Origin of the sequence: Gordonia tangerina, from assembly GCF_021556435.1 — a bacterium.
GTDB lineage: Bacteria > Actinomycetota > Actinomycetes > Mycobacteriales > Mycobacteriaceae > Gordonia > Gordonia tangerina.
This window is the reverse complement of sequence record NZ_JAKGCU010000030.1, coordinates 30,637-54,731: the sequence shown is the minus strand read 5'-3', so window position 1 is coordinate 54,731 and position 24,095 is coordinate 30,637. Positions and strand designations below refer to the sequence as shown.

Here is a 24,095-nt window from a genome sequence, read left to right as displayed (position 1 = left end):
CCAGAAACTCACCCTGGCGATCCGACTCACCCTGCATAACCTCAGGATCCCAGCACGGCGGCCAAAACCAGCGCATTCCCGCGCCGGAATCCACCCCCAATTATTCAGCAGTCTCCTAGCGGCTCGGCAACTACTCGACCAGCAGGGAGAGCGGCGGCCCACCGGCGGGGAGAGCGGCGGCCCACCGGCGGGAGGCGCGCCCACCGGCGGGGCTGGCGGCCGCCGGCCGGCCGGAGCTCGCAGACCGTGAGTATCCCTGTTATCACCTGTAGCCTGTGCCCCATGGGTAACATCTGCCACAACCTTGCTGATCTGCGGTTTTACCGCGTGTCAGACAGTTCGGCAGGCGAGGTCTGGATTAACCTGACCCCAATGCCCGCACTCGTGGTCACCGGAGGAGGAGCAGATGCGTGAGCTTCGCGTCGTCGGCGTGGAGGCCGACGGCACCCATGTGATCTGTCAGGATCCCGAGTCGGGTGAGAAGTACCGGATGGCCGCCGATGAACGGCTCCGGGCCGCAGCACGCGGCGACATCTCACGATTGGGGCAGATCGAGATCGAAATGGAAAGCACACTACGGCCCCGAGAGATCCAGGCACGCATCCGCGCGGGCGCCACCGTCGCCGAGGTCGCGGCGCTGGCCGGCGTACCCGTCGACAAAGTCGAACGCTTCGCCCACCCGGTTCTGCTCGAGCGCGCCCGCGCCACCGAACTCGCCTCGATGGCTCACCCGATCCGCGAAGACGGCCCTGCTGTCTCCACCCTCGGCGAGGTGGTCGGTGAGGCCATGACCGCGCTGGGTCACAACAACCAGGACGTGGACTGGGATGCCTGGAAGGGCGACGACGGCTACTGGGTCGTCCAGGTGTCGTGGCATGTCGGCCGCACCGACAACCATGCGCACTGGCGGTTTCAACCGGGTAGCCATGGCGGCACCGCCGACCCGCTCGACGACCTCGCCGACGAGCTCACCCATCCCGAGATGATCACGCCGCGTCGGCGGTTGACCCCGGTTGCCACCCCCGACCTCGCGCCGACACCCGCGGTCGAGCACGAGCCCGAAGGCCATGACGAGGTCACCTTCGACGCCGACCGACTCATCGATGCACAGCGCACGCGGACGGGCCAGATCCCGCCGAGCCACGACGAGCACGGGACAGTTGCCATCGACTTCGGCACGCCAGACTCCGACTCGACCCCCTCCGGTTCGACCGATCAATCCGGCGACGACCGCGAGCCGGACTCGGCGGTCACCACCGCATCCGGTGAGCAGGCCACCGACGATGCGGCGACCAACGGCAAGCCCCGCCGTCGGTCCCGCAAGCCCGCGGTGCCTGCGTGGGAGGACGTTCTGCTCGGCGTCCGCAGCAACGGCAACGGCTGATCGCTGACGTGTCGGTCCGCGCAGTCACTCTGTGGTTCATCGACAGTGACGACCCCATCGCACAACTGTCCGCCGATCCCCTCAACGATGTGGTCGCCGCGCAGAAACTCGCCGCGACGATCTACGGCGACCGGGTGCTGGTCCCCGTCGCCGATACCGATCTCGCCACTGCGGCCGCTGCGGCCGACGCGCATGTCTATGCCGGCTGGTATGGACGTTTGTCGGTGTTGTGCTGTTCTCTCTTCGACACCACCGAACCGTCCACGCTGACCCGGACACTGGCGTCGATCCGGCCCAGTTCGGCCGCGACGCTGCTGGTCACCGACCCCGACCGGTCGGCCGGAGCCTTCGCCCGGTGGGAGCACGGCGAGCTGCGCCGGTCCTTCGCGGCCGACCCGGTGACGATCTTCGAGGACTCCGGCCTGCCCTACCCGTTCGAGCGGCCGTTCTGGGCGGGCGAACACCCCCTTCGCTATGCGCCGGGGGTACCCGCCGAACCGCTCGCGCTGCCGTTCCATCCGCAAGAACTCGCCGAACAGGCCAACCGGGAATGGCTGGGCTTCCGGTTCACCACCCCGCTGGCCGACACCGATCTCGATCCAGCCCGAATCCCGGTCACCGCGTTCGCGATTCACCCCGCCGACTATGTTCCTGCCGAGGAGGACTGGGCTCGATACCAGGGCAATCTGACCGTCTCGGGCAGTGCCGTGGCCGACGACGGCGCAGACGCGGCGTCAGGATCGCCCGCGCCGCCACCCAAACGCCGCGGGCGCCTCGCGCGCTACTTCGGCTTCGGCTGACCCGGTTGCCGGGCGCCGGTGGTCAACGCCCCAGCGCCAACAGCACAATCGACGACCCGAGGCCGGCCAGCAGGCCGATCAGCGCGCCCCAGACGATCCAGCGCCATACCGGGCGTTCGCGCAGGTCCCACAACGTCCACCCCATCCCGAGCGCGACGACGAGCACCGCAGCCAAGCCGAGCCAGGTCACGAGCGATCCGATCAGTTCGTAGACGCCGACGAGGAGCAACGTCGCGAACACCGCGCTGATCAGGGTCACCAGCAGACCCAGCACCCAAGGTGTCGGCTCGTCGACAACCCGATCATCGACCATCGGGCCATCGCTGGTTCGTGGACCCGCGCCCGGTCGACGGACGAGCCGCGACCTGCGCCACCGGGACTCGTCATGTTCGTCCGACCTCATGGCCTCATTGTTCCCGACGCCGCTCGCAACTCCGCGGAAGCCCCCGCACCGCATCGTGATCCCGAGCACGCTCGCCTGTCGACGTCAGGTCGTCAGCGAGCGCTCGCGCTCGTAAAACGCGATCGCCGCGGCCGTGGCCACGTTGAGTGAATCGGTACCCCGGCTCATCGGGATGCGGGCGCGCACATCACTGGCACGCATCACGGTTTCGGACAACCCCGGGCCCTCCGCGCCGACGAGGAATGCCACCCTGGGGGCGTCAACGGTCTCCGACAGCGGTTTCGACCCCTCTCCCGGGGTCAGGGAGATGGTCCGGAAGTCGTTGTCGCGCAACACCGACAGCCCGCGCGGCCAGTCGTCGAACCGGGCGAAGGGCACCAGCAGCGCGTGACCCATCGAGACTCGCACACAGCGGCGGTAGAGCGGGTCGGCACATCCGGCTCCAAAGAGCACCGCATCCACGCCGAGGCCGGCCGCGTTGCGGAAGATGCTGCCGATGTTCTCGTGGTCGTTGACGCCCTCGAGCACGGCGACCGTCTGTGCCGACTCAATCGCCTCACCCACCGACAGCGCAGCGGGCCGCCGAGCCGCACCCAGCACGCCCCGGTTGAGGTGAAATCCCACCACCTCGGCCATGACCTCTGCTGATGCCCGATAGAACGGCACCCCCTGCACCGACGGGACGGTGAGAGCATCGGTGAGCTCGCCGAGCCGCTTGTCGACGCCGAGGAAGGCGTGCGGGGTGAACCGGGAGGCGATCATCCGCTGCGCCACCAACACGCCCTCGGCGATCACCAGCCCCTTGCCGACGCGCCCGCCCGGCAGGGCAGGGAGATCGGGTCGTCGGTCGACGGAATTGAGGTCACGGAAGTCATCGACGCGCTCGTCGGCGGGGTCGTCGATGTCGATCACGTCGACACAGATGCTGGACACGTGACCAGTCTGCCAACCCGGGCCGTCGTCGCCGGCGGTGGCCCGCCGGCCTGATCGGGAAAGGCGGGGCTGATCGCTCGCACAAACCCGCACTGTGAAACGGTTGACCGGTGAGTATCTCGCAAGCCACCTCGTCCGATCTCACCCTGGCGCGTGCCACCGACGCCGATTGGGACGAGATCTTCGCGACGGATGCCCGGGCGTTCCTGATGACCGATCCACTGTCGGCGGCAGAACAGGCCGACCTGCGCGGCAAGGTCGACAACCGCGACGTCGTGCTGGTCCGCGACCCGCAGGGACTGGTGGGGGCGCCGCTGGTGGGCGTGTCGATGTTCTACCGGATGGCGATGACGGTGCCCGGCGGCGGCCAGACGCCTGCGGCCGGTTTGTCGTGGGTGTCGGTCGCGGCCACCCATCGTCGGCGGGGCATTCTGCGCACGATGATCACCGAGCTGTTCGACCAGTGGGAATCCGAGGATCAGGTGTTCGCCATCCTCACCGCCAGCGAGGCGACCATCTACGAACGCTTCGGGTTCGGACCTGCATGTCATGCGCACGACGTCTCGATCGATCTCGGGGCCGCGAAGATGCGCCATCGGGCCGACAAGCACATCTCGCCGGTGAACTACGCGTCCGGCGAGGACGTGGCTCGCCGCGTTCCCGAGATCCATGCTCGATGGGTGGCGACGCGGCCCGGCGCACTGAGCCGCCCGGCGTCCTGGTGGGAGCCGATTCTCGCCGACCGCCGATCGCAGCGGCCCGCGCAGACCAGCGGCCTGCATTACCTGCTGCATGCCGACGGCTACGCCAGCTACCGGATCAACACCTCGGTGGAGCCCGCGCGGGGTGACATCTCGGAGGTGGTCGCCGTGACCGAGGCGGCACACACCGATCTGTGGCGGGTCCTGGTCGGCCTGGACCTGATGTCCTCGGTGACCGCATCGATTCCCGCCGACGACCCGTTGCCGGAAAAGCTCACCGATCACCGGGCGGTGTCGGTGACCGGGGTGCACGACAAGATGTGGCTGCGCATTCTCGACGTCGACCGTGCGTTGCAATCACGCACCTACTCCGCCGATCTGGATGTGGTCCTCGAGGTCACCGACGAGTTCCGCGGCCGGGGCGGAGTGTTCGACCTGTCCGTGCGTGACGGTGCGGCGACGGTCACCCCGAGTACGTCGGCGCCGACGATCCGCATGGACATCTCGGCGTTGGGGTCGGTGTTCCTCGGCGGGACCCCGGCGCGCACGCTCGCCGCCGCCGAACGAGTGTGGGCTGCGGACGCGGCAACGTTGCGGGCGTTCGACCGCGCTTTCGCCACCGATCGGGCACCGTACTCGGGCACCTTTTTCTAGCTGTCCGCAACTGGTAGCGCGGCCCGCTGGTCGGGATTCACTCAGCGATCATCGTCGCTGGTGATGACCTTGTTGATAATCGGCACGACGGCCGCGAGGGTTAAGCGCTCCTCGGGTGTGAGTTCGTCGAGGCGCGCACTGAGCCACTCCTCCCGCGCATCACGCTCGGCGGTGATCACATCGCTGCCCTTCTGCGACAGCGTCACGATCGCCTGCCGCCCGTCGGTGGGATGCGGCTCGCGTTTGACCATGCCCAGGTCGGACAGCGAGGCGATGACCCGGGTCATCGAGGGCGGCTGCACCCGTTCGGCCAGGGCCAGGGCGCCAGGAGTCATCGGACCCTCGTGGTGCAGTGTGTGCAGCGCGGAGAGCTGTGTCAGCGAGACGACCTTGCTGGCGCGCCTGCCGCGCAGCCGTCTGGCGAGTCGGACCACCGCCAGCGACAATTCCCCAGACAGCGTCCGGTCCGAGAGGATGGTGTCTTCGCGAGTGAGCTGTGAGATCGTCATGCCGCCGTGTCCGTTCCGAGCGAGTCAAATCTGAGACCACGTGGTTCCCAACGCTAAGCGTAATTCACTTCCGCGGTCTTGCAACGGGTTAACGTCAGTTTTTGCGAATGCGAACCGGCGTTGTCGTACCAACGACGTACACAACGGGGCTGACCGCGCTCATCCGACGAGGTCGTAGATCGGTCCGCGCGCGAAGTAGGCGAGAAACACCGCGGCGATGATCCACAGCAGCGGATGCACCGACCGCGCTCGTCCGGCCGCCGCATTGAGGACCACCCAGCTGATGAACCCGACGCCGATGCCGTTGGCGATGGAATAGGTGAACGGCATGATCACCACGGTCAGGAACGCCGGCAGCGCGTAGTAGAACTTGGTGAAGTCGACCGTGGTGAGCTGGCCGATCATCATGGCACCCACCACCACCAGCGCGGGTGCGACGGCTTCGAGCGGCACGATCTCGTACAGCGGCGTCAAGAACATGGCCAGCAGGAACAGACCGCCGGTAACGACATTGGCCAGGCCGGTGCGGGCGCCTTCGGCGATGCCGGAGGCCGATTCGACGAACACCGTGTTCGACGACGAGGATGCGACGCCGCCGGCGATGGCGCCAGTGCCCTCGACGACCAGCGCCTTGCCCACACCGGGCAGGTTGCCCTTGGCGTCGGACAGGCCGGCTTCTTTGCCGAGGCCCGTCATCGTGCCCATCGCGTCAAAGAAGTTCGAGAGCACCAGGGTGAACACGAGGACCGAGGCGGCGAGCACACCGATACGTGTGAACGCACCGAACAGGTCGACATCACCGACCAGCGCGAGATCGGGCAGGCCGCCGAGCCCGTCAGGGATCTGTGGAATCGACAGACTCCAGCCGTCCGGGTTGACCGCACTGGACCCGAGGTCGAGGGTTGCTTCCAGGATGATCGAGAGGACGGTCGTGATGACGATCCCGATCAGCAGACCACCGGGCACTCGGCGGACGACGAGCACTCCCATCAGGAGTACCCCGATGCAGAAGATCAGGGTGGGGACGGTGTTGATCGAGTTGTCGGTGCCCAGCTGCACCGGCACCGTGGTGTTCGCGGCATCTGGGACGCGCCGCACGAATCCCGCGTCGACGAAACCGATGAAGGCGATGAACGCGCCGATGCCGGCGGCGATCGCGGCCTTGAGTTCCGGCGGCACCGCGTTGAACACCGCGGTGCGAAATCCGGTGACGGCCAGCAGCACGATGATGATGCCGTCGATGACGACCAGGCCCATCGCTTCGGGCCAGGTGACCTGGGGCGCGATGGTGACTGCCAGGAGGCTGTTGATGCCCAGTCCGGTGGCGATGGCGAACGGGTAGTTGGCGACCAGCCCGAAGATGATCGACATGACACCGGCGACCAGCGCGGTGACCGCCGCGACCTGGACCAGCGGCAGCACGTTACCCAGAACGTCGGCGTTCTTCGGTTCACCGGGGATGCCGCCGATGATGATCGGGTTGAGCACGATGATGTAGGCCATCGTGAAGAAGCTGACGAGTCCGCCGCGGACCTCGCGGGTCAGTGACGATCCCCGTTCACTGATCTTGAAGAAGCGGTCGACGCCACCGGTCGGTTCACTCGGCGGCCGATCGGGTTCCACAGCCGCCGGGTTGGTCGCCCTCGGCGCCGGTTCGGAAGCGCTGGGCGAAGTGTCGGATGATGTCGACGAATGTGCGGGTTCTGGCGACCCTTGTTCTGTCGACGCAGTGCTGGGCTCGCTCGACGGATCGGTGGGCACAGTCGAAAGTTACTCTGAAGCCATGGCCGACGCACGAGACATACCGGAACTCCCCCGCGCGCTGCGCGCCCCCGAACCGGTGATCATCGTCGGCATGGCCGCGTGGCTCGTCGCCACGGTAGTGGTGTGGATCGGCGGATGGGGCGGCGATCGCACGCTCGCAGTGTGTCTGGTCGGGCTCGCGGTCGGGGTCCTAGGGACGACGATCGTCCTCATCCAACGCGCGGCCGTGCGCCGCGGTGACCGAACGGCCCAGCAGGGCCTCGACTGACGCCCCGAGGGTCTGGACTGACCCGCCGAAAGTTCTGGCCGCAGCTACTGGCTCCAAGCCGGAACCTGAAACTGCGGCCAGAACCTGACGGGCACGCGGACGTGAGGGTCACATGCCGCTGAACACCGGGAACGCGGCGGCATCTCCGTAGTCCTCGATCCGCATGGTGCGCAGGGTTGCCATGTCCTCATCGGAGATGGTGAAGTCGACCTGCGCGTTGCTACGCATGTGCTCGGGGTTGGCAGTCTTCGGTAGCGACACCGCCCCCAGCTGCAGGGTGTAGCGGATGCACAACTGCGGCACACTCACCTCGTAGCGCTGTGCAATTGCCGCAACCTCGTCATTCTTGAGCACCTCACCGTGCCCGATCGGCGAGTACGCCTCGACCAGGATGTTCTTCTGTTCGCAGTAGTCGATCAGGTCTACCGGGGTGTTGCCCGCGTGCACGAGGATCTGATTCACGTGCGGGGCGATGGTGCCCTTGGCAAGGATGTTGTCGAGGTCGCTTGCCTGGAAGTTCGACACACCGATCGCGCGCAGCTTGCCGGCCCGATAGGCCTCTTCGAGTGCGCGCCACGCCTCGAGGTTGCCCTCGGCGTAGTCGCCGCCACGCCAGTCGGCCCACGGCTGCGGGCTGTGGATCAGCATCAGATCGATATAGTCGAGGCCCATCGTGCGCAGTGACTCATCGATCGCCGCCGCTGCCTCCGCATGGTCCTTGATCTCGGCGGCGAGCTTGGTAGAGACAAACAGGTCGCCGCGGGCGACGCCGCTCGTGCGCACCCCCTCACCGACACCGCGTTCGTTGCCATAGGCCTGGGCGGTGTCGATGTTGCGGTATCCGATGTCGATGGCCGACCGGACGGCGTGCGCGGCCTTGTCGTCGTCGATGAACCAGGTGCCCAGACCCAGCTTGGGGATCTGCACGTCGTTGGCCAGTGTGTAGGTCTCGTTGAAGATCATGGCTTTTCGCTCCTGTTCTCTGTTCGCGTCAGGCCGTGTACTCGGCGTCGGTGACGTGGTCGAGCCACGTGACGACCTGGCCGTTCTCGTCGGCTTCCTGCATCGCGACGTGAGCCATGAAGCGATCGGGAGTCGCGCCGTGCCAGTGCTCCTCACCGGGTTCGATGTACACCACGTCGCCGGGCCGGATCTCCTGCGCTCCCCCGTCGCGGGTCGCTACCAGTCCGATCCCGTCGGTGACGTACAGCGTCTGCCCTTTTGGGTGGTGGTGCCAGGCGGTGCGGGCACCCGGCGCGAAGCGGACGTGCGCGCAGCCGATCGCCGACTGCTCGTCCGGGTTACGAATGCCATCGATCTGAACCGTTCCGGTGAACCACGCCTCGGGTCCGGCGCCGGTTTGTCCGCCACTCTGCGTGTACTTCATGCCATTCTCCTCACGACTTAACGGATATCGTTCATCCGGTTACTACCGTATGCCAATAAGCGGATACCGTCAATCCGTTTCACTGCTACAGTGGCTGTATGGCGAAAGCGCACTCCTCCCGACCGCTGCGCAAGGATGCATCGATCAACCGCGAGCGATTACTGGACGCGGCTCGGGAACTGTTTGCCGAGAAGGGACTCGGCGTCACCCTCAACGACATCGCCCATCACGCAGGCGTCGGGGTGGGTACCGCGTACCGTCGTTTCGCCAACAAGGAAGAGGTCATCGACACCCTTTTCGAAGAGCGACTACAAGCCGTCGAAGCAGTGGCACGCGAAGCTCTCGACGAGCCGGACCCGTGGACGGCGCTCGCCGGCTACCTCCGACGCACCCTGAAGATGCAGTTCGGCGACCGCGGCCTGCACCAGATCCTCGACGACCCCACCCTCGGCGACGCCAGGATCAACGACGTCCGTGTCCGGATCGCCCCATTGATCGTCGAGTTGGTACGCCGAGCGAAGGATGCCGGCGTTGTCCGCGAGGACTTCGAGCCGACCGACGTGACATTCATCCAGTCGGCAATGGCACCAATAATCGACAGCACGCGTGACGTGGCGCCGGAGGCCTACGAGCGCTACCTGACGTTCTTTCTGGACGGAATACGCAGCGATGACCGGGGATTCACCCCGCTACCGGTGCCCGCACTCAACTCGGAGACGACGCATTCGGCGATGACACGGCGGCGGCGCAACACGTAGCGTCAACCGCCTTCGCCGCGCGTGGTAACCACTTCGGCGATCGCTGTGACGAGTCGGTCGGCCATCTCGGCGAGTTCGTCGCGCTTCAATTCGATACGCCCATCGAGCCATTCGAGGTAGAGCGAGATCGATACACCCGCGAGCGCCGCGGCCAACACCGACAATTCGGTCGAGTCACGTGGAAGCAGCTTATCGTCCACGCCCCCCAGCGCGGGGATGATTGCGCTCAGGAACGCCGGCGACCGACCGGCTTGATGTGCTCGTAAAACGTCATCCGACAACGGCTCTCGCAACAGAGTGCGCGCTCGACGCGGGTCTTCTTCGAAATACTCGGCGCATATGTCGATGATCTCGCGGATCGACAGCTTCGGCGCGGCCTCGTTCGCCGGGACCAACCGCGCGAGAAGACCCGCCTCGGCGTGGTCGTACACCGCTGTGAGCAGCTCCTCTCGATCGGCGAAGCTCTCGTAAAAGTAGCGCGGACTCAGGCCCGCCTCCCGACACACCGCCCGGAGCGTCACGCTCGGTGCGCCGTGGGTTCCGATCATGTCGAAACCCACGTCGAGAAGCTGCGCTCGGCGTTCCGCGGAACGGTCGTCCATGGTTTGACCGCGCCAGACAATCGGCTCGTCCATGAGCCAATCATGCACGCTGAGGTCGATGGGGTTGCAGCCAGGCGACGCTGGTTGCCACTGCGATCCGGGTTCCGCGATGCTCGAGTCGCTCAGCAAGCGAGCTGCGACCGCCGGATGGCTTCTGCGTTGCCCTCTCCGATGAATGCATCAACCAACCGCGGACCGAGTCGACCGACGTGGAGCAGGGCGAACGCAGGCAGAGAGGCCAGATAGAGCAGATCCAGTAGCGGATCGGCGATGCGCGGAATGCGGTGCAGGCGTCGGCATGGACGCGGAATCGCGCCATAGGCCAGAAACGTTGTTCCCACCAGCAGGAGGTCGGCGGCCATGGTGCCGGCCGTGTCGGCATCTGTCAGCCTGAACTGGCTCTTGGCCGTACGTAGCTGACTACCGAAATAACCCTGCCGCTTGCGGTATTTGGACGACTGCGAGCGATAGTAGTGGGCGACATCTCGCGCCGTAACCGGTATCCGATCCCTGGGGACACCCATGAGGACCGCGAGTTCTGCGGTTTCGGCGAAGAACTGGTCCCGATCGCACTCGGGCAACCGGCGCGGGAACCGCCTGTCCCGAAACACGAATCGTTCGTATGCAAGGAGAGCCCCGTGTGCGATGGTGACGGACGCGAACAACATGGTGTCGGGGTCGACCGCTGAGTACATCTCGCCGTCGTCGCTGTTGATTCCCTGCATCGGGCGGTGGTACGCGACAAGCCTGTCGGCGCATCGCCGGGCCGTCTCGCGGTCGCCGAAAATGATCGGTAACGGACCGACGACGGTCCGCCGCAGCCTGTCGGTTATCCGACCCCCTTTTGTTGCCGGATCGCCGCGCCAGGCTCGCTGCTTCTTCCGGTTCGTCGGGTACAGCGGATCATGATCGAGCATCACCGATTGAAAATCGACATGTGGCGCCTCGAGGAGATTGGTGATCTGCGCAATCATCAGTGGCACGGGCGTACCGCCGAGGATCGTCCATGACAGTGACCGACGACCGAAATACCCGTCGTCTTCGACGCTGTCTACAGCCCATACCCTATGGTGCTTGCGTTGCGGCGCAGCGGATTCGGAGGACCCCGGAAGCCCCGCAGCGCCGACGAAGGGCTCGACACCCTGCGGATCAAACGATCTGTCAGCCATGGGAAACATGTGTATCCCATGGCTGCGGCTGCGTCAATACGCAGCCGGCAACAATCACCCCTTGACACGTCTCAAAGCGTGAATGTACGTTCACTCACTATGAGAGTGCGGTCACGATCCGCGCCGATGGAAGGAGTTGGAGTTCATGAACTACGAGGACATCGAGTACACCGTCGAGGGACCGACCGCGATCATCACGATGAATCGACCACAGCGCTACAACGCCTTTCGGGCCACGACGGTCGAGGAGATGATCAACGCATTCCGGCGCGCCTGGGCCGACCGCGACGTGCAGGCGGTGATCCTGACCGGTGCCGGCGAGAAGGCGTTCTGCACCGGCGGCGACGTGAAGCAACGCGCGGAGACCGGTGACTACGGACCCTCCGAGAGCGGCATGTTCGAGATCGGGAACCTGCACAAGACCATCCGCGACATCCCCAAGCCGGTGATCGCGGCCGTCAACGGCTTGGCCATCGGCGGCGGGCACGTGCTGCACGTGCTGTGCGACCTCACCATCGCCGCCGACACCGCCCGCTTCGGCCAGTCCGGCCCCAAGGTCGGTTCGTTCGACGCCGGGTTCGGCTCGGCGTTCCTCGCCCGCATTGTCGGCGAGAAGCGCGCCCGCGAGATCTGGTACCTCTGCCGCCAGTACGACGCGGAAACCGCTGAGCGCTGGGGCCTGGTGAACTGGGTGGTCCCGGCCGCCGACCTGCTCGACGAGGCCAAGAAGGTCGCCGCCGAGATCGCGGAGAAGTCTCCCACCACCATCAAGTTCCTCAAGCAGAGCTTCAACGCCGACACCGACCACCAGGCGGGCCTGTCGAACATGGCGATGAGCGCGCTGGATCTGTTCACCCACTCCCCCGAGGGCCTCGAGGGCGCCACCGCCTTCGCCGAGAAGCGCGTGCCGGACTTCAACAAGTACGTCGGTGCCTGAGCCACACGATCGACTCTGAACAACCCGACCGACAAGGACACACCATGAGCAGCACCAACATCGCGGTCGTCACCGGCGCCGGATCAGGTATCGGACGGGCCATCGCCCTGGCTTTCGCCGAGCAGGGCACCACCGTCGTGGCCGCCGACCTGAACCTCGACGCTGCCAAGCAGACCGCCGAACAGAACACGACGATCGTGCCGATGAGCGTCGACGTCGCCGACCGCACCACTGTCGATGCACTGCGCGACGCGGTCCACGCGGAGGTTGGTGTACCCGACATCCTGGTCAACGCCGCCGGCTGGGACCGAACCGACCAGTTCCTCAACGCGACAACAGAGTTCGCCGAGAAGGTGGTCGCCATCAATTACCTCGGCCCGGTCCACATGGCCAGCGCGTTCCTGCCCGGCATGGTCGAGGCAGCCAAGGGCGACGGCTGGCAGGGCGGACGCGTGATCAACCTCGCCTCCGACGCCGGTCGTGTCGGCAGTTCGGGCGAATCGATCTACGCGGGCGCCAAGGGCGGCGTCATCGCGCTGTCCAAGTCGTTGGCGCGCGAGATGGCACGCCACCAGATCACGGTGAACGCCGTCTGCCCCGGCCCCACCGACACTCCCCTGTTCCAGGCACAGTCGGACAAGCTGAAAGAGGCTCTGGTCAAGGCGATCCCGTTCCGTCGCCTGGCCCGCCCAGACGAAGTCGCGGCACCGGTCCTGTTCTTCGCGTCGGCCGCAGCATCGTTCATCACCGGTCAGGTGATCAGCGTCAGCGGCGGACTCACCATGGCCGGCTGAGCGGCCAACCACCTCCCCCGGATCATCGGAGATCTGCCATGAGCACCAACGACTCCCAGAGCTGCGTCTACGACGCCCACCAGTACCGGAGCTTCTTCGAGAACGAGTTCACCTACCTAAATGGCTTTCGCCGCAACGTCACCCGGTATGCCGGTGCGGTCGCGATGATCGACCCGGTCACCGACACCACCTGGACCTACGCCGACCTCGGCCGAAGCGTTGATTCTCTCGCCGCCGGACTGCGTGCCCGCGGCGTAGACGAGGGCGATGTGGTGGCTTATCAGTTGTTCAACGGACCCGAGTTCGCGCAGCTGTATCTCGCCACGCAGGCGGCCGCAACGGTCGGCTCACCGGTCAATTTCCGTCTCGCTGCCGGGGAGACCGCTGTGATCCTCGACATCAGCCGGCCGAAGATCTACGTCTACGACACCGACCTGACCGCGACGGTGACCGAAGCGATCTCGCTCGCCCGGCACACCCCGCACGTGCTCGTCGGTGTGGGCGACGGCCAATTGGTCGACGGCCCGGTGTCGATCCGGTTCGATGACCTGCGCTCGGACGCGGCGGTGCCCGCGCCGAGTCCGTCGATCTACGACGAGACGACTCGCCTGTACACGTCCGGCACCACGGGAATGCCCAAGGCGGTGCCGATGAACAGTGCCATCGAGATCTTCTCGGCGCACGACGTGATCATGCACTTTCCGCTGTCACTGGAGGACCGGACGCTGAACATGACACCGTGGTTTCACCGGGGTGGGCTGTACTGCGCTGGCCCGAATCCGACGTTCTACCTGGGCTCGTCGCTGCTACCGATGCGCACCTTCGATCCGGAACGCACGCTCGACTGGGTGGAGCGCTACGCGCTGAGCTTCCTGATCGGTGCCCCCACCAATCTCGCCATGCTCGCCAACGCCCAGCAGGCGAATCCACGAGACCTCTCCAGCCTCAAGGGCATCGTCACCATGGGCGCACCGCTGGAACGTGATGCCGCCCTGCACTATCAGCACGTGCTGACGCCGCGGATCTTCAACGGGTACGGCAGCACCGAGGGGTTCTGGAACACCTTCCTGCGGCCAACAGATCTGCCCGACCACGCCGGAACGGCCGGACGCGCTTGCGTCGATGACGAGGTGCGGGTGGTCAAGGTGCGCGACGACGGAAAACTCGCGAGCCCCGACGAGGTAGTCGACCGTGACGGTATTGAGGTCGGCGAGGTGATCATCCGGTCACCGAAATGTGCTGCTGCCTATTATGATTCACCGGCACAGGAAGAGGCCAAGTACCGCGGAAGCTGGCTGCATATCGGCGACCTCGCCACTTGGGACACCGACGAGTTCGTCACCATCGTCGGCCGCAAGGACGACATGCTGATCTCCGGCGGCGAGAACGTGCACCCCGTGCAGGTCGAGGAAGCGCTCAACGGCCACCCCGACGTGGCCGACTCGCTGGTCGTGGGTGTTCCCGATGAACGTTGGGGCCGACTGGTGGTCGCCTATGTCCTTCCGGCGGAAGGGGCATCGCCGACCGCGGAGCAGCTCGACGACTACTGCCGCAGCCACCCGATGCTGTCGCAATTCAAGCGACCGCGCGCCTACCGGTTCGTCGATTCGCTCCCCGTCTCGGCGACCGGCAAAAAACTGCACTACAGGGCAACCGAATCCGCGGCAGCCGAGATGACCGCCGGCGACTTCGTCACACCGACGGCGTCACACGCTGGGTGAGAGGTCGGGGCATCGGAATCATGGAGCGTCACCTGGTTTCGATACGTCCTCGCCTAGCGGCTCGGACTACTCAACCAGCGGATGGCCGAGGCTCGGACTACTCCGTGGATCAAGTTGCGGCAACCGAAGCGGCGCACCTTTGTCGCTGGTCGAGTAGCGGCGAGTGAGCGCAGCGAACCCGCCGCGTATCGAGAACCCTGCCACCACAAACACACCAGGACACGACACATGACTGCATTGACCCACGACATCGAGCACAAACACTTCCGCGAGACCGTTGCCAAGTTCGTCGCCGAGCAGATCACCCCCGCCCACGAGAGCTGGGAGGACGCCGGGCTGTGGGATCGCAGCCTGTTCACCGAGGCCGGCAAGAACGGGCTGCTCGGCTTCCCGGTGCCGGAGAGATTCGGCGGACCGGGTGTCGACGATTTCCGCTATCACGCCATCGTCATCGAGGAGACCGCGACCACCGGTGCGGCTGCGGAGGCCATCGCCTTCTCGCTGCAGAACGATGTCGTTCTCCCCTACCTCGTCGAGATGACCGACGACGAGCAGAAGGCCCGATGGTTGCCCGGCGTGGTCTCCGGCGACACCGTCCTGGGTATCGCGATGACCGAGCCAGGTGCGGGCAGCGACCTGACCGGCATCCGGACCACCGCGGTCCGCGACGGCGACCACTACGTCGTCAACGGCTCGAAGACCTTCATCTCCAACGGGCGCAACGGCGATCTGTTCGTCGTCGCCACCCGAACCTCGGCCGACAAGCACAAGGGCCTGACCCTGCTCGTCGTCGACGCCGACACGCCGGGCTTCCAGCGGGGACGCAAGCTCGACAAGATCGGGTTACACGCCCAGGACACCAGCGAACTGACCTTCACCGACATGCGAGTCCCGGTATCCGACCGCCTCGGTGAGGAAGGCCAGGGCTTCTACCAACTCGTGCACAACCTTCCCCAAGAACGGCTGTCCCTGGCGGTCGGCGCGGTCGCCGCCGCCGAAGGCACGTTCGCCCGCACGCTCGACTACGTGAAGGAACGCACGGCCTTCGGGTCGCCGATCTCGTCGTTCCAGAACACCCAGTTCATGTTGGCCGAACTCGCCACCGAACTCGACATCGCCCGCACCTTCCTCGACGACTGCATCGCCGAGCACATCGCCGGCACGCTGAGCGCGGCACGCGCCGCGAAACTCAAGTGGTGGGCCACCGAGCTGCAGGTGCGGGTCGCCGACCGTTGCCTGCAGTTACATGGCGGATACGGTTACATGCGCGAATACCCGGTGGCGAGGGCTTTTGTCGATGCCCGTATCCAAACGATCTACGGCGGGACCACCGAGATCATGAAGTCCATCGTCGCCAAGGATCTGGGCATTTGAGACGATGACAGCCGTGACGAGGAGCTCAGGAACCACCACATCGGTCGATGTCGCCGAAGCGGTGCGCGCAGTGCGCGCATCGTCGCGGCGCCGTCAGCTGCTCGACGCCGCGGTCGTGGTGATGGGTCGGACCGGATTCCACCAGATGTCGATGCAGGCCCTCGCGGACGAGGCCCAGGTCAGCGTGGGCCTGTTCTACAAATACTTCGGGTCCAAAGAAGACATCCTGCTGGCCGCCATCGTCGACATCCTCGAGGCCTTTCGCGACCAGCTACAACCCGCCATGGACACCGCCGGCGACGACCCGGTGATGCAGCTGATCGCCGGGTTCCGCCAGTACACGACGATCGTCGACGAGAACCGTGACGCCGTGGTGCTCACCTATCGGGAGAGCCGCACACTCGATGCCGCCGGCCGCGAACGCATCAAGGAACTTGAGGTAGAGACCTCAGCCCCCATGCGCGATGCGATCACCGCCGCCATCGATGAGGGGTTGATGTCGGAGGTGGACGTCGACCTCGCCGTCTTCGACCTGATGATGTTGGCGCACGGATGGGCGCTCAAGCATTGGCATTTCGCACCCGATTACGGACTCGACGCCTACATCGCGGCACAACTGCGCTTCGCGCTGCCCGCGCTGCTGGTTCCCGAGAAGCTCGGCGAGTACCTCAGCCGGATCTGACCCCGACCGATCGCAGCGTGCGTGCGTACGCCGCGACACCGCGTCCCGCCGCGGTCAACGGCTCGGACGACCGCATGGTCCGTGCCATGACGAACGCCCCCTCGAGCGCCGCGATCACCGCGACGATCAAGGCGCGGGCGTCGTCATCGCCGAGTCCGCGGGCACGAAACAACGCAGCGCCGTTGGTGATCCACGCATCGAACACTTCGGCAGCAACCTGACGCAACTCCGGTTCCACGTCGGCGACTTCCCCGGCCACCGTGCCCACCGGACACATGTTGGCCCAGCCGGTCTGTTCGATGTCCTCGGCCGCGGCCGCGAAAGCGAACTCGATGCCGTCGGCGATGTCCTCGTGCGGCGCCAGCAACGACGCGACGAGCTCGCCGTATGCGGCCCCCGACTGCCGCAGAGCCGTCGCCGCGACGGCGCGCTTCCCGCCCGGGAAATGGTGATACACCGAGCCGATCGGCGCCCCAGACGCGTCGACGACCTGCTTGATCCCTGTCGCCGCGTACCCCTGCCGCCGCAGTAGCTCCGCCATCGACACCGCGATCCGCTCATCCGTCTGCATCTGGCCATTCTAGAATAGTTGCTCTAGAGTGATCATTCTAGAGCGTCCGTTCTAGTGAGGGAGGATCATCATGGGTCAGGTGCATCTCACAGCAGGTCCGGTCGAGTACACCGAGGTCGGCGACGGCCCGCCCGTCGTCCTGCTGCACGGCCTGTTCATGGACGAGTCGCTGTGGGACGCGACGTTGCCGCTGCTGCCGAACGGATTTCGCTACATCTGTCCGGTTCTGCCGCTCGGTGGACACCGCCGACCCATGGCTCCCGACGCCGACCTCACGCTCATGGGGATGGCGCATCTCCTCGCCGATTTCCTCGACGCCCTCGACCTGCGCGACGCGACGCTCGTCCACGCGGATTGGGGAGGCGGACTGTTTCTCACTGCGATCGGCCGCGACGAGCGTGTCGGCGCCATCGTCATTCTCCCGTGCGAGGCGTTCGACAACTTTCCGCCGGGACTGCCGGGGCGGATGGCGACTCTCGCCTCCCACCTGCCGGGCGGCATCACCCTCGCCGCCCGCCAGCTGCGGATCGGATTCCTTCGACGGACACCACTACTCTTCGGCTGGATGGTTCGACGCGACCTGTCCGACGACCTCGTGCGCCGATGGACCGAACCGTCGCTGACGATCCCCGGCGTGCGCCGCGACCTGGAGAAGTATGCGGCGTCGACATTCGACAAGCGCGAGCTTGTCCGTGACACCGAGGCCTTGTCGGGCTTCGACGGACCGGCGTTGGTGTTGTGGTCGCCCGACAATCGAGTGATGCCGCCCGAGCACGGTCACCGACTCGCCGAACTCATTCCTCGCTGCCGGTATGCGGAAATCGATGATGCCTACGTCTTGTCGATGCTGGACCGGCCGGCCGAGGTCGCCGCGCAGATCGGGTCGTTTCTCATCGAACGGCGCGACACCGCCGACGCATGACCCCCCTCGAGACCCTGAGACGAGGCCAGCCGATCACCGGGTCGGCAACACGGGCCGACGGCGTCGCCGACCCACGCGCGCCTGTCGAATCGCGGCCCGCCACATCACCTTTATTCCCGATGACATGTGCGGCAGAGTGATCGAGTCACGCGCCAGGATCGCGTTCGCGCGAGCGATTGTCCCAGCCGATGCGTTGGCCACGTTGCCCGAGTGGAACGGCGGCTGTGGGTCGTACTCGATCGCGAGCGCGATGGCCTTGGCCCGTTCGGAACCCGCGATCCGCTCGGCGATCCACAGGGCAAGATCGATGCCCGCGGAAACCCCGGCCGCAGTGACGATGTCACCGTCTTCGACGATGCGTTCGTCGGCGCTGGGCGTCGCGCCGAAAGCGCGCAGAGCCTGCACGGCCTGCCAATGCGATGTCGCGCGTCGGTCGCGCAACAGCCCCGCGGCACCGAGGATGACCGACCCTGCACACACCGACGCGGTCCAGGTGGTGTACTCATCGACGGCCCGCAGCCACCGGCGCAACTCGGGATCATCGGCATGGATCATCACCGACGTGCTGCCGCCGGGGACCACCACGATGTCCGGACGCGGCGTCTCACGAAACGCGTGGGTGGCACCGATCACCAGGACCCCGGAATCGGTGGTGACCGGCCCGGTCTCGTGCCAGACGAACCGGATGTCGGCGTCGGGGAGCATGCGCAAGACCTCGTACGGGCCGATCAGGTCGAGCGCGGTAAATCCCGGGTAGGTGACCAGCGCGATCTGGGTCACGCCGCCGTTCCGTCCCGAACGTCGGAGCGCCGGAACGGGGTGAGGCGCAGTATGTGCCGAAGTAGAACGCCGAGGAGTGGGCGAAGCAGAGGAGCAGTCCAACGCCACGGGAGGAAGCCGATCCATCGCGGCGACCCGGCGATCTCCCAGGTGACGACGACGGTGCCCGACCGGTCCCCGTCAGTGATGGTGAAGCGCTCGACGAAGCCCTTCACTGCGAGCGGCACCGAGACGCCGGTTCCCGTGAGGGTGAGACGTTCGCGCTCGTCGACCTCGATGACCTGCTCGCACACTGCCAGGAACGTGCCTGACATCGACCGTCGCTCCCCGGACCGCACGGGGAATGACGCGTCGGCCGTGCGGCCGAGCTCCATCCAGTGCGGTCCGCGTACCAGCGGGAGATTGCTCAGGTACGCGGACTCGGCGACGCGGTCCCACACCTCGCGGCGCGACAACGGCGTCGCCTCCTTGACCGTGACGGCCAACGACGCGCGTTTCGCGAGGTAGTTGTCGACGTCGTCGAGGGCGATCGCCTTCACCCGGAAACGGTCGGGTCGTTTGGCCAGCGCATACAGGATCGCCAAACCGACCAGCGCGATGACACCCAGCGCGACGATCACCCCGATCACCGTCCACATGATCTGCGTGCCACTCATACAGCCCCCGATTCCGTGTCGTGTTTCATATATGAAACCTGAACATACGACTCATGGGCCATGAGAGCAACGACGCTCGTCGACGAACCCGTCGAGCCCCAATCAGAATTCGGCGACTCAGGAGCCGGCGATGAGCTCGTTGAGCCGTCCCTCCACCATGCCCACCGCGAGTCCGAGCGCACCGAAGCGCTCGTTGGTGGTCTGCCCGTGGTAGTAGCGGTAGTAGATCTGTTGCGCGATCACCGCGAGCCGGAAATGCCCGAACGCCTCATACCACCGCCATTTCTCCGGTGTCATGTCGAAACCCATACGGTCGCAATAGCGTTCGACGAACTCGGCCCGGGTGATCATGCCCGGAAGATTGGTGGGCACACGGCGCATCGCCTGCGTCGCGTCGTCGTCGTCGGCTTGTACCCAGTACGCGAGCGACCCGGCGACGTCCATCAACGGATCGCCGAGCGTGGCCATCTCCCAGTCCAGGATGCCGACCACCCGGGTGGGGTCGTCGTTGGACAGCACCACGTTGTCGAGCTTGAAATCATTGTGGATCACGCAGTTGGCGATGTCCTCGGGCTGGTTGTCAGCCAGCCACGCCATCACGGCCTCGTAGTCGGGTACGTCGTCGGTTCGGGCGTTGCGGAAACGCGCCGACCACCCGTCCACCTGCCGGCGCACATACCCGTAGCCCTTGCCCAGATCAGCCAGACCGGCCTTCTCCGGGTCCACCGAGTGCAGTTCCACCAGCACGTCGATGAAGGCGAAGCACAGCGCGCGGGCCTGCTCCGGCGAGAGGGCCACCTCGGGCGGGAACTCCTTGCCCGCGATGACGCCGTCGATCTTGCCCATCGCGTAGAAGTCGGACCCGAGGACCCCGGGATCGTCGCAGAACGCGATCATCGGGGCGATATAAGGCAACACGGTCGACAGCTTCGACTGAATCCGGAACTCCCGACCCATGTCGTGGGCGCCCTTGGCCTTGGTGCCGCCCGGCGCCCGACGCAGGATCACCTCGCGAGTGGGGTAGGTCAGCAGATAGGTCAGGTTCGACGCCCCGCCGGAGAACTGTTTGACCGCCGGCACCGCATCGAGGCCGGACGAATCGACGGCGTGCTCGCGCAGCCACTCGGCCACCACCTCGACGTCGAACGCATCCTCGGCACGCACGTCGCGCGCGCCGGCCACCTGACTGCTCACTGTCGCCTCCTCATCGGTGTTCCTCGGTCCGAGCCGTATCCCGTCACCATCGGCCAACCGTAGCGAACACTACCCGACCCGAGTCTCGGCCTTCGCCGAGTTCGGCCGGTCGTGACGACCGGGCCACGACCACGCCCCCGACGTTAACGCGCCGGCCTCGCCGTACGGGGCCGAATTCGACGATGCCGTTGACGTCGCTCACTCCAGCGTCGAGAAAGCCACGCACACAACATGACCCACAGGGCGCCCAGCACCCACCCCGCGAGCACATCGGTGGTCCAGTGCACCCCCAGATACACCCGGGTACAGCCGATGGCGACCGAGGCGAGCGGGGCAATGACCAGCACCAGCGGGTGCGCCCGCACCCAGGGGCTGCAGCGATGCGCAGCGACGGCGAGCAGCCCGAACACCACCATGCTGGACATCGCGTGCCCTGAGGGGAACGAGAAGGTGTCGATGGTCAGCAGACGGTCCGCCACCGGCGGACGTGGCCGGGCGACGAGGTGTTTGATGCCCACCATGAGCGCGTAGCCGCCGACCGAGCCCGCGGCGACCAGCAGCGCCTCCGGCCGATGGCCCCGCGATACCAGCCCGACCGACGCGGCGATCATCACCAGCGCGAGCACCACCGTGCTGCCGAATGCGGTGACGACCAACGCGAGATCGGTGGCGAACGGGTTTCGCGCGTCGACAACGGCGTCGGTGATAGCGCGGTCGATCGGGTTGGCGTCGAGAATCACCAGCTCAGCACCCATTTGCCGACAGTTGGGCCGCGGCTCAAGTCGGGCTCAAGCGGTCCACAAGTCATGCCTCCCACCCTAATGATGTCCACCAACCTGCTCGCTCGTGTCACCGCGGAATCCGTGCACAAGACCGAGCACTCACAAAGGAAGACCCATGCAGACCACCCCCCTCTACCGGTTGGGCCGGGCGTGCGCCGCCCACCCGGTCCGCGCTCTCCTCGGTTTCGTGATCGGCCTCGCCGTGCTGCTGGGTGCCTCATCGGGCCTCGGTGGTGAGACCCAGGAGAACTGGGACGTCACCGGAACGCAATCGCACAGCGGTATCGAACTCCTGCGCGAGCACGTCCCCGGGGCGGGCAACGCCTTCGCCGATGTCGTCGTCCATTCCGATGCCGGCGCCCTGTCTTCGTCCACCACCACCGAATTACGCGAACGGCTCGGACGTATGCCGCATGTCGCGACGGTCACCGAACCTCGGCTCAGCGCCGACGGTGACACCGCGATCATCTCGGTGGGCTACGACGTTCCCGAGACCGACCCCGACCTGATGGGGGACGCGAGCGCCCTCCACGACGCCATCGAGCCAACCCGGGCGGCCGGCGTGCAGGTGGAGATGAACGGCTCGTTGCCCGAGACCGCGGCCGCACCCATCAAGGGTCATGCCGAGATCATCGGCATCACCCTGGCGCTGCTGATCATGGTGTTCGCTTTCGGTTCGGTGGTCGCGGCCGGTCTGCCGATCCTCTCCGCGATCGCCGGCCTGGTAGCCGGGTCGGCTGGTGTGCTGGTGCTCGCCGCCGCCATCGACGTCAGTCCCACCGCCCCGATGGTGGCCAGCATGGTCGGCCTGGGTGTCGGCATCGACTACGCGCTGCTGGTGGTCAGCCGGCACGTGGAGTTCCTGCGTCGTGGCCACGATCCGATCGAGGCCGCGGCCCGGTCGGTGGCCACCGCGGGTCGCTCGGCGGTGTTCGCCGCCACGACGGTGCTGGTCTCGCTGATGGGGCTGCCGCTGGCGGGACTGCCGACGTACTCGTCGTTCGGGTTCGCGACGGCGATCGCCGTGATCGCGATGCTGATCGCAACCCTGGTGCTGGTACCGGCCCTGTGTCGGTTGGCCGGGCGACGCATCGTGCCGCGCAAGACACGGTCGCTGTCGACGGAGCCGGTAGACGACGCCATCGCGACACGTCCGCCGCTGACCGCCCGCTGGGCCGCGCGCGTCGGGTCGCGGCCGGTGGCCGCGGTGCTGATCGCGCTGACCCTGATGCTCGCACTGGCCGCGCCCGCGATGTCGATGCGCACCTGGCCGCAGGATTCCGGAGCGCAGTCGAGCGAGTTGACCACGCGCAAGGCGCACGATCTTCTCGCCACCGAATATGGTGCCGGCGCGAACGCCGACGTGGTGATCGTCGCGCCCACCGATGAGGTCACCCCGGCACAGTTGGCCGCCACGCGCGCGTCGCTCGAACGCGTCGACGGTGTGACCGCGGTCGCCCCCACCACTGCATCACCCGATGGCGCCCTCGACATCATCAATGTCGCCATAGCCCACGACCCCGCCGACGCAGCGACCGTCGACGTACTCGACGACATCCGTTCGAGCCTGCCCGCGGGTGCGATCCTGACCGGCTATACGGCGTACCTCGACGACATCTCCACTCTGCTGCAGCAACGCCTGTGGGTGGTGATCGGTTTCGTCGTCGCCGCATCCGTGGTGCTGCTGACCGTGCTGTTCCGGTCAGTCGTGGTCCCGGTGAAGGCAGCGCTGATGAACCTGTTGTCGGTGGCCGCCGCCTACGGAGTGATCACCATGGTCTTCCAGTGGGGTTGGGGCCTGTCGCTGCTGGGGGTGGATCATCCGGTGGCCGTGTCCAGTTGGGTACCGATACTGATCTTCGCCGTCCTGTTCGGCTTGTCGATGGACTATGAGGTGTTTCTGCTGTCGCGCATTCGGGAGGAGTGGCTGGCCACCGGCGACGCCCGCGCAGCGGTCATCGCCGGCCTCGCGAAGACCGGTCGGGTCATCACCACCGCCGCGGCGATCATGGTCGCCGTCTTCATCAGCTTCGCCACCGAGACCGACATCGTGCTCAAGATGCTCGGACTCGGGATGGCGGTGGCGGTCCTGTTGGACGCCACGGTGATCCGGATGGTGCTGGTGCCCGCGACGATGAGTCTGCTCGGCAGGTTCAACTGGTGGCTACCGGCGTGGCTGGACCACATCCTGCCCCGCATCGACGTCGAGCTCGACGACGACCCGACCCCGGCACCCGGGTCAGCGGCAACGCCCCAACTCACCCGCACCTGAACGCCTCCTGCGGCGCCTTCGATCGTGTCGGCCAAGCCGACCACAACTGTGGCCCAAGCGATGTGTCGCACCCTCAGC

Annotated in this window: 25 protein-coding genes; 12 read left to right on the top strand and 13 right to left on the bottom strand. The window is 66.3% G+C overall.

What is annotated here, in order from left to right; genetic code table 11:
• Positions 1 to 406 precede the first annotated feature (406 nt).
• Positions 407 to 1,384: a septation protein SepH gene (gene sepH, locus L1892_RS21955; RefSeq protein ID WP_235725899.1), complete on the top strand. Its 978-nt coding sequence runs from the start codon at positions 407 to 409 to the stop codon at positions 1,382 to 1,384.
• 8 nt (positions 1,385 to 1,392) lie between these two features.
• Positions 1,393 to 2,184: a DUF6928 family protein gene (locus tag L1892_RS21950; RefSeq protein WP_235725903.1), complete on the top strand. Its 792-nt coding sequence runs from the start codon at positions 1,393 to 1,395 to the stop codon at positions 2,182 to 2,184.
• 22 nt (positions 2,185 to 2,206) lie between these two features.
• Here L1892_RS21950 and L1892_RS21945 read toward each other — a convergent pair whose 3' ends face one another.
• The gene (locus L1892_RS21945) at positions 2,207 to 2,497 is read right to left on the bottom strand and encodes a DUF2537 domain-containing protein (protein WP_235725902.1); all 291 of its coding nucleotides are present in this window, start codon (positions 2,495 to 2,497) and stop codon (positions 2,207 to 2,209) included.
• A gap of 174 nt (positions 2,498 to 2,671) precedes the next feature.
• Entirely contained in the window at positions 2,672 to 3,520 is an 849-nt protein-coding gene (locus L1892_RS21940) for a TrmH family RNA methyltransferase (RefSeq protein ID WP_235725898.1), read from the bottom strand.
• Between the two features lie 110 nt (positions 3,521 to 3,630).
• Between L1892_RS21940 and L1892_RS21935 the strand changes: the two genes are divergently transcribed.
• A complete protein-coding gene (locus tag L1892_RS21935; protein ID WP_235725897.1) occupies positions 3,631 to 4,875 on the top strand; it encodes a GNAT family N-acetyltransferase in 1,245 nt (414 codons plus the stop codon).
• A 41-nt stretch (positions 4,876 to 4,916) separates the two neighbouring features.
• Here the strand turns inward: L1892_RS21935 and L1892_RS21930 are convergent, their stop codons facing one another.
• Together L1892_RS21930 and L1892_RS21925 are read right to left on the bottom strand one after the other, a co-directional pair.
• The gene (locus L1892_RS21930) at positions 4,917 to 5,384 is read right to left on the bottom strand and encodes a MarR family transcriptional regulator (protein ID WP_235725896.1); all 468 of its coding nucleotides are present in this window, start codon (positions 5,382 to 5,384) and stop codon (positions 4,917 to 4,919) included.
• A gap of 159 nt (positions 5,385 to 5,543) precedes the next feature.
• Positions 5,544 to 7,007 (bottom strand): NCS2 family permease, encoded by a 1,464-nt coding sequence (locus L1892_RS21925; RefSeq protein ID WP_235725895.1) that lies wholly within the window; start codon positions 7,005 to 7,007, stop codon positions 5,544 to 5,546.
• A gap of 160 nt (positions 7,008 to 7,167) precedes the next feature.
• Here L1892_RS21925 and L1892_RS21920 point away from each other — a divergent pair, with 160 nt between their 5' ends.
• Positions 7,168 to 7,416 carry a DUF2530 domain-containing protein gene (locus L1892_RS21920; RefSeq protein WP_235725894.1) on the top strand — a complete coding sequence of 83 codons (249 nt, stop codon included), beginning with the start codon at positions 7,168 to 7,170 and terminating at the stop codon, positions 7,414 to 7,416.
• Positions 7,417 to 7,524: 108 nt separating this feature from the next.
• On the opposite strand, the gene L1892_RS21915 is transcribed toward L1892_RS21920, so the two are convergent.
• Together L1892_RS21915 and L1892_RS21910 are read right to left on the bottom strand one after the other, a co-directional pair.
• Positions 7,525 to 8,379 carry an aldo/keto reductase gene (locus L1892_RS21915; protein ID WP_235725893.1) on the bottom strand — a complete coding sequence of 285 codons (855 nt, stop codon included), beginning with the start codon at positions 8,377 to 8,379 and terminating at the stop codon, positions 7,525 to 7,527.
• Between the two features lie 28 nt (positions 8,380 to 8,407).
• Positions 8,408 to 8,803 carry a (R)-mandelonitrile lyase gene (locus L1892_RS21910; protein ID WP_235725892.1) on the bottom strand — a complete coding sequence of 132 codons (396 nt, stop codon included), beginning with the start codon at positions 8,801 to 8,803 and terminating at the stop codon, positions 8,408 to 8,410.
• Between the two features lie 98 nt (positions 8,804 to 8,901).
• Here L1892_RS21910 and L1892_RS21905 point away from each other — a divergent pair, with 98 nt between their 5' ends.
• Positions 8,902 to 9,561 carry a TetR/AcrR family transcriptional regulator gene (locus tag L1892_RS21905; RefSeq protein ID WP_235725891.1) on the top strand — a complete coding sequence of 220 codons (660 nt, stop codon included), beginning with the start codon at positions 8,902 to 8,904 and terminating at the stop codon, positions 9,559 to 9,561.
• Between the two features lie 2 nt (positions 9,562 to 9,563).
• Here the strand turns inward: L1892_RS21905 and L1892_RS21900 are convergent, their stop codons facing one another.
• Together L1892_RS21900 and L1892_RS21895 are read right to left on the bottom strand one after the other, a co-directional pair.
• The gene (locus tag L1892_RS21900) at positions 9,564 to 10,163 is read right to left on the bottom strand and encodes a TetR/AcrR family transcriptional regulator (RefSeq protein WP_235725890.1); all 600 of its coding nucleotides are present in this window, start codon (positions 10,161 to 10,163) and stop codon (positions 9,564 to 9,566) included.
• 122 nt (positions 10,164 to 10,285) lie between these two features.
• Entirely contained in the window at positions 10,286 to 11,332 is a 1,047-nt protein-coding gene (locus L1892_RS21895; RefSeq protein WP_235725889.1) for an oxygenase MpaB family protein, read from the bottom strand.
• A 145-nt stretch (positions 11,333 to 11,477) separates the two neighbouring features.
• On the opposite strand from L1892_RS21895, the gene L1892_RS21890 reads away from it, so the two are divergent.
• The 5 genes from L1892_RS21890 to L1892_RS21870 all read left to right on the top strand — a co-directional run bounded on the left by L1892_RS21890 (position 11,478) and on the right by L1892_RS21870 (position 16,840).
• Positions 11,478 to 12,269, top strand: a complete 792-nt coding sequence (locus tag L1892_RS21890) for an enoyl-CoA hydratase-related protein (protein WP_235725888.1) — start codon at positions 11,478 to 11,480, stop codon at positions 12,267 to 12,269.
• 44 nt (positions 12,270 to 12,313) lie between these two features.
• On the top strand, positions 12,314 to 13,063 hold the full coding sequence (locus L1892_RS21885) for an SDR family NAD(P)-dependent oxidoreductase (protein WP_235725887.1): 750 nt from the start codon (positions 12,314 to 12,316) through the stop codon (positions 13,061 to 13,063).
• 38 nt (positions 13,064 to 13,101) lie between these two features.
• Positions 13,102 to 14,784 (top strand): class I adenylate-forming enzyme family protein, encoded by a 1,683-nt coding sequence (locus L1892_RS21880; protein ID WP_235725886.1) that lies wholly within the window; start codon positions 13,102 to 13,104, stop codon positions 14,782 to 14,784.
• 228 nt (positions 14,785 to 15,012) lie between these two features.
• On the top strand, positions 15,013 to 16,158 hold the full coding sequence (locus L1892_RS21875) for an acyl-CoA dehydrogenase family protein (RefSeq protein WP_235725885.1): 1,146 nt from the start codon (positions 15,013 to 15,015) through the stop codon (positions 16,156 to 16,158).
• 4 nt (positions 16,159 to 16,162) lie between these two features.
• Entirely contained in the window at positions 16,163 to 16,840 is a 678-nt protein-coding gene (locus L1892_RS21870) for a TetR/AcrR family transcriptional regulator (protein ID WP_235725884.1), read from the top strand.
• Here L1892_RS21870 and L1892_RS21865 read toward each other — a convergent pair.
• Positions 16,827 to 17,411: a TetR/AcrR family transcriptional regulator gene (locus L1892_RS21865; protein WP_235725883.1), complete on the bottom strand. Its 585-nt coding sequence runs from the start codon at positions 17,409 to 17,411 to the stop codon at positions 16,827 to 16,829. The genes L1892_RS21870 and L1892_RS21865 overlap by 14 nt on opposite strands.
• A 70-nt stretch (positions 17,412 to 17,481) precedes the next feature.
• Here L1892_RS21865 and L1892_RS21860 point away from each other — a divergent pair, with 70 nt between their 5' ends.
• On the top strand, positions 17,482 to 18,333 hold the full coding sequence (locus L1892_RS21860) for an alpha/beta fold hydrolase (RefSeq protein ID WP_235725882.1): 852 nt from the start codon (positions 17,482 to 17,484) through the stop codon (positions 18,331 to 18,333).
• 33 nt (positions 18,334 to 18,366) lie between these two features.
• Here the strand turns inward: L1892_RS21860 and L1892_RS21855 are convergent, their stop codons facing one another.
• The 4 genes from L1892_RS21855 to L1892_RS21840 all read right to left on the bottom strand — a co-directional run bounded on the left by L1892_RS21855 (position 18,367) and on the right by L1892_RS21840 (position 21,718).
• A complete protein-coding gene (locus L1892_RS21855) occupies positions 18,367 to 19,113 on the bottom strand; it encodes a DJ-1/PfpI family protein (RefSeq protein ID WP_235725881.1) in 747 nt (248 codons plus the stop codon).
• On the bottom strand, positions 19,110 to 19,769 hold the full coding sequence (locus L1892_RS21850; RefSeq protein WP_235725880.1) for a hypothetical protein: 660 nt from the start codon (positions 19,767 to 19,769) through the stop codon (positions 19,110 to 19,112). The genes L1892_RS21855 and L1892_RS21850 overlap by 4 nt, the downstream gene beginning before the upstream one ends.
• A gap of 117 nt (positions 19,770 to 19,886) precedes the next feature.
• Positions 19,887 to 20,963, bottom strand: a complete 1,077-nt coding sequence (locus tag L1892_RS21845) for a phosphotransferase family protein (protein ID WP_235725879.1) — start codon at positions 20,961 to 20,963, stop codon at positions 19,887 to 19,889.
• A gap of 143 nt (positions 20,964 to 21,106) precedes the next feature.
• Positions 21,107 to 21,718 carry a phosphatase PAP2 family protein gene (locus tag L1892_RS21840; protein WP_235725878.1) on the bottom strand — a complete coding sequence of 204 codons (612 nt, stop codon included), beginning with the start codon at positions 21,716 to 21,718 and terminating at the stop codon, positions 21,107 to 21,109.
• A 142-nt stretch (positions 21,719 to 21,860) separates the two neighbouring features.
• Here L1892_RS21840 and L1892_RS21835 point away from each other — a divergent pair, with 142 nt between their 5' ends.
• Positions 21,861 to 24,017, top strand: a complete 2,157-nt coding sequence (locus tag L1892_RS21835; RefSeq protein ID WP_235725877.1) for an MMPL family transporter — start codon at positions 21,861 to 21,863, stop codon at positions 24,015 to 24,017.
• Positions 24,018 to 24,095 lie beyond the last annotated feature (78 nt).

What these genes read in the sequence shown, in the direction of transcription:
- sepH (WP_235725899.1), top strand. Translation starts at nt 407, where the DNA reads ATGCGTGAGCTTCGCGTCGTCGGCGTGGAGGCCGACGGCACCCATGTG.
- L1892_RS21945 (WP_235725902.1), bottom strand. Translation starts at nt 2,497, where the DNA reads ATGGTCGATGATCGGGTTGTCGACGAGCCGACACCTTGGGTGCTGGGT.
- L1892_RS21930 (WP_235725896.1), bottom strand. Translation starts at nt 5,384, where the DNA reads ATGACGATCTCACAGCTCACTCGCGAAGACACCATCCTCTCGGACCGG.
- L1892_RS21920 (WP_235725894.1), top strand. Translation starts at nt 7,168, where the DNA reads ATGGCCGACGCACGAGACATACCGGAACTCCCCCGCGCGCTGCGCGCC.
- L1892_RS21915 (WP_235725893.1), bottom strand. Translation starts at nt 8,379, where the DNA reads ATGATCTTCAACGAGACCTACACACTGGCCAACGACGTGCAGATCCCC.
- L1892_RS21910 (WP_235725892.1), bottom strand. Translation starts at nt 8,803, where the DNA reads ATGAAGTACACGCAGAGTGGCGGACAAACCGGCGCCGGACCCGAGGCG.
- L1892_RS21905 (WP_235725891.1), top strand. Translation starts at nt 8,902, where the DNA reads ATGGCGAAAGCGCACTCCTCCCGACCGCTGCGCAAGGATGCATCGATC.
- L1892_RS21900 (WP_235725890.1), bottom strand. Translation starts at nt 10,163, where the DNA reads ATGGACGACCGTTCCGCGGAACGCCGAGCGCAGCTTCTCGACGTGGGT.
- L1892_RS21895 (WP_235725889.1), bottom strand. Translation starts at nt 11,332, where the DNA reads ATGGCTGACAGATCGTTTGATCCGCAGGGTGTCGAGCCCTTCGTCGGC.
- L1892_RS21890 (WP_235725888.1), top strand. Translation starts at nt 11,478, where the DNA reads ATGAACTACGAGGACATCGAGTACACCGTCGAGGGACCGACCGCGATC.
- L1892_RS21885 (WP_235725887.1), top strand. Translation starts at nt 12,314, where the DNA reads ATGAGCAGCACCAACATCGCGGTCGTCACCGGCGCCGGATCAGGTATC.
- L1892_RS21880 (WP_235725886.1), top strand. Translation starts at nt 13,102, where the DNA reads ATGAGCACCAACGACTCCCAGAGCTGCGTCTACGACGCCCACCAGTAC.
- L1892_RS21875 (WP_235725885.1), top strand. Translation starts at nt 15,013, where the DNA reads ATGACTGCATTGACCCACGACATCGAGCACAAACACTTCCGCGAGACC.
- L1892_RS21870 (WP_235725884.1), top strand. Translation starts at nt 16,163, where the DNA reads ATGACAGCCGTGACGAGGAGCTCAGGAACCACCACATCGGTCGATGTC.
- L1892_RS21865 (WP_235725883.1), bottom strand. Translation starts at nt 17,411, where the DNA reads ATGCAGACGGATGAGCGGATCGCGGTGTCGATGGCGGAGCTACTGCGG.
- L1892_RS21860 (WP_235725882.1), top strand. Translation starts at nt 17,482, where the DNA reads ATGGGTCAGGTGCATCTCACAGCAGGTCCGGTCGAGTACACCGAGGTC.
- L1892_RS21850 (WP_235725880.1), bottom strand. Translation starts at nt 19,769, where the DNA reads ATGAGTGGCACGCAGATCATGTGGACGGTGATCGGGGTGATCGTCGCG.
- L1892_RS21840 (WP_235725878.1), bottom strand. Translation starts at nt 21,718, where the DNA reads ATGGGTGCTGAGCTGGTGATTCTCGACGCCAACCCGATCGACCGCGCT.
- L1892_RS21835 (WP_235725877.1), top strand. Translation starts at nt 21,861, where the DNA reads ATGCAGACCACCCCCCTCTACCGGTTGGGCCGGGCGTGCGCCGCCCAC.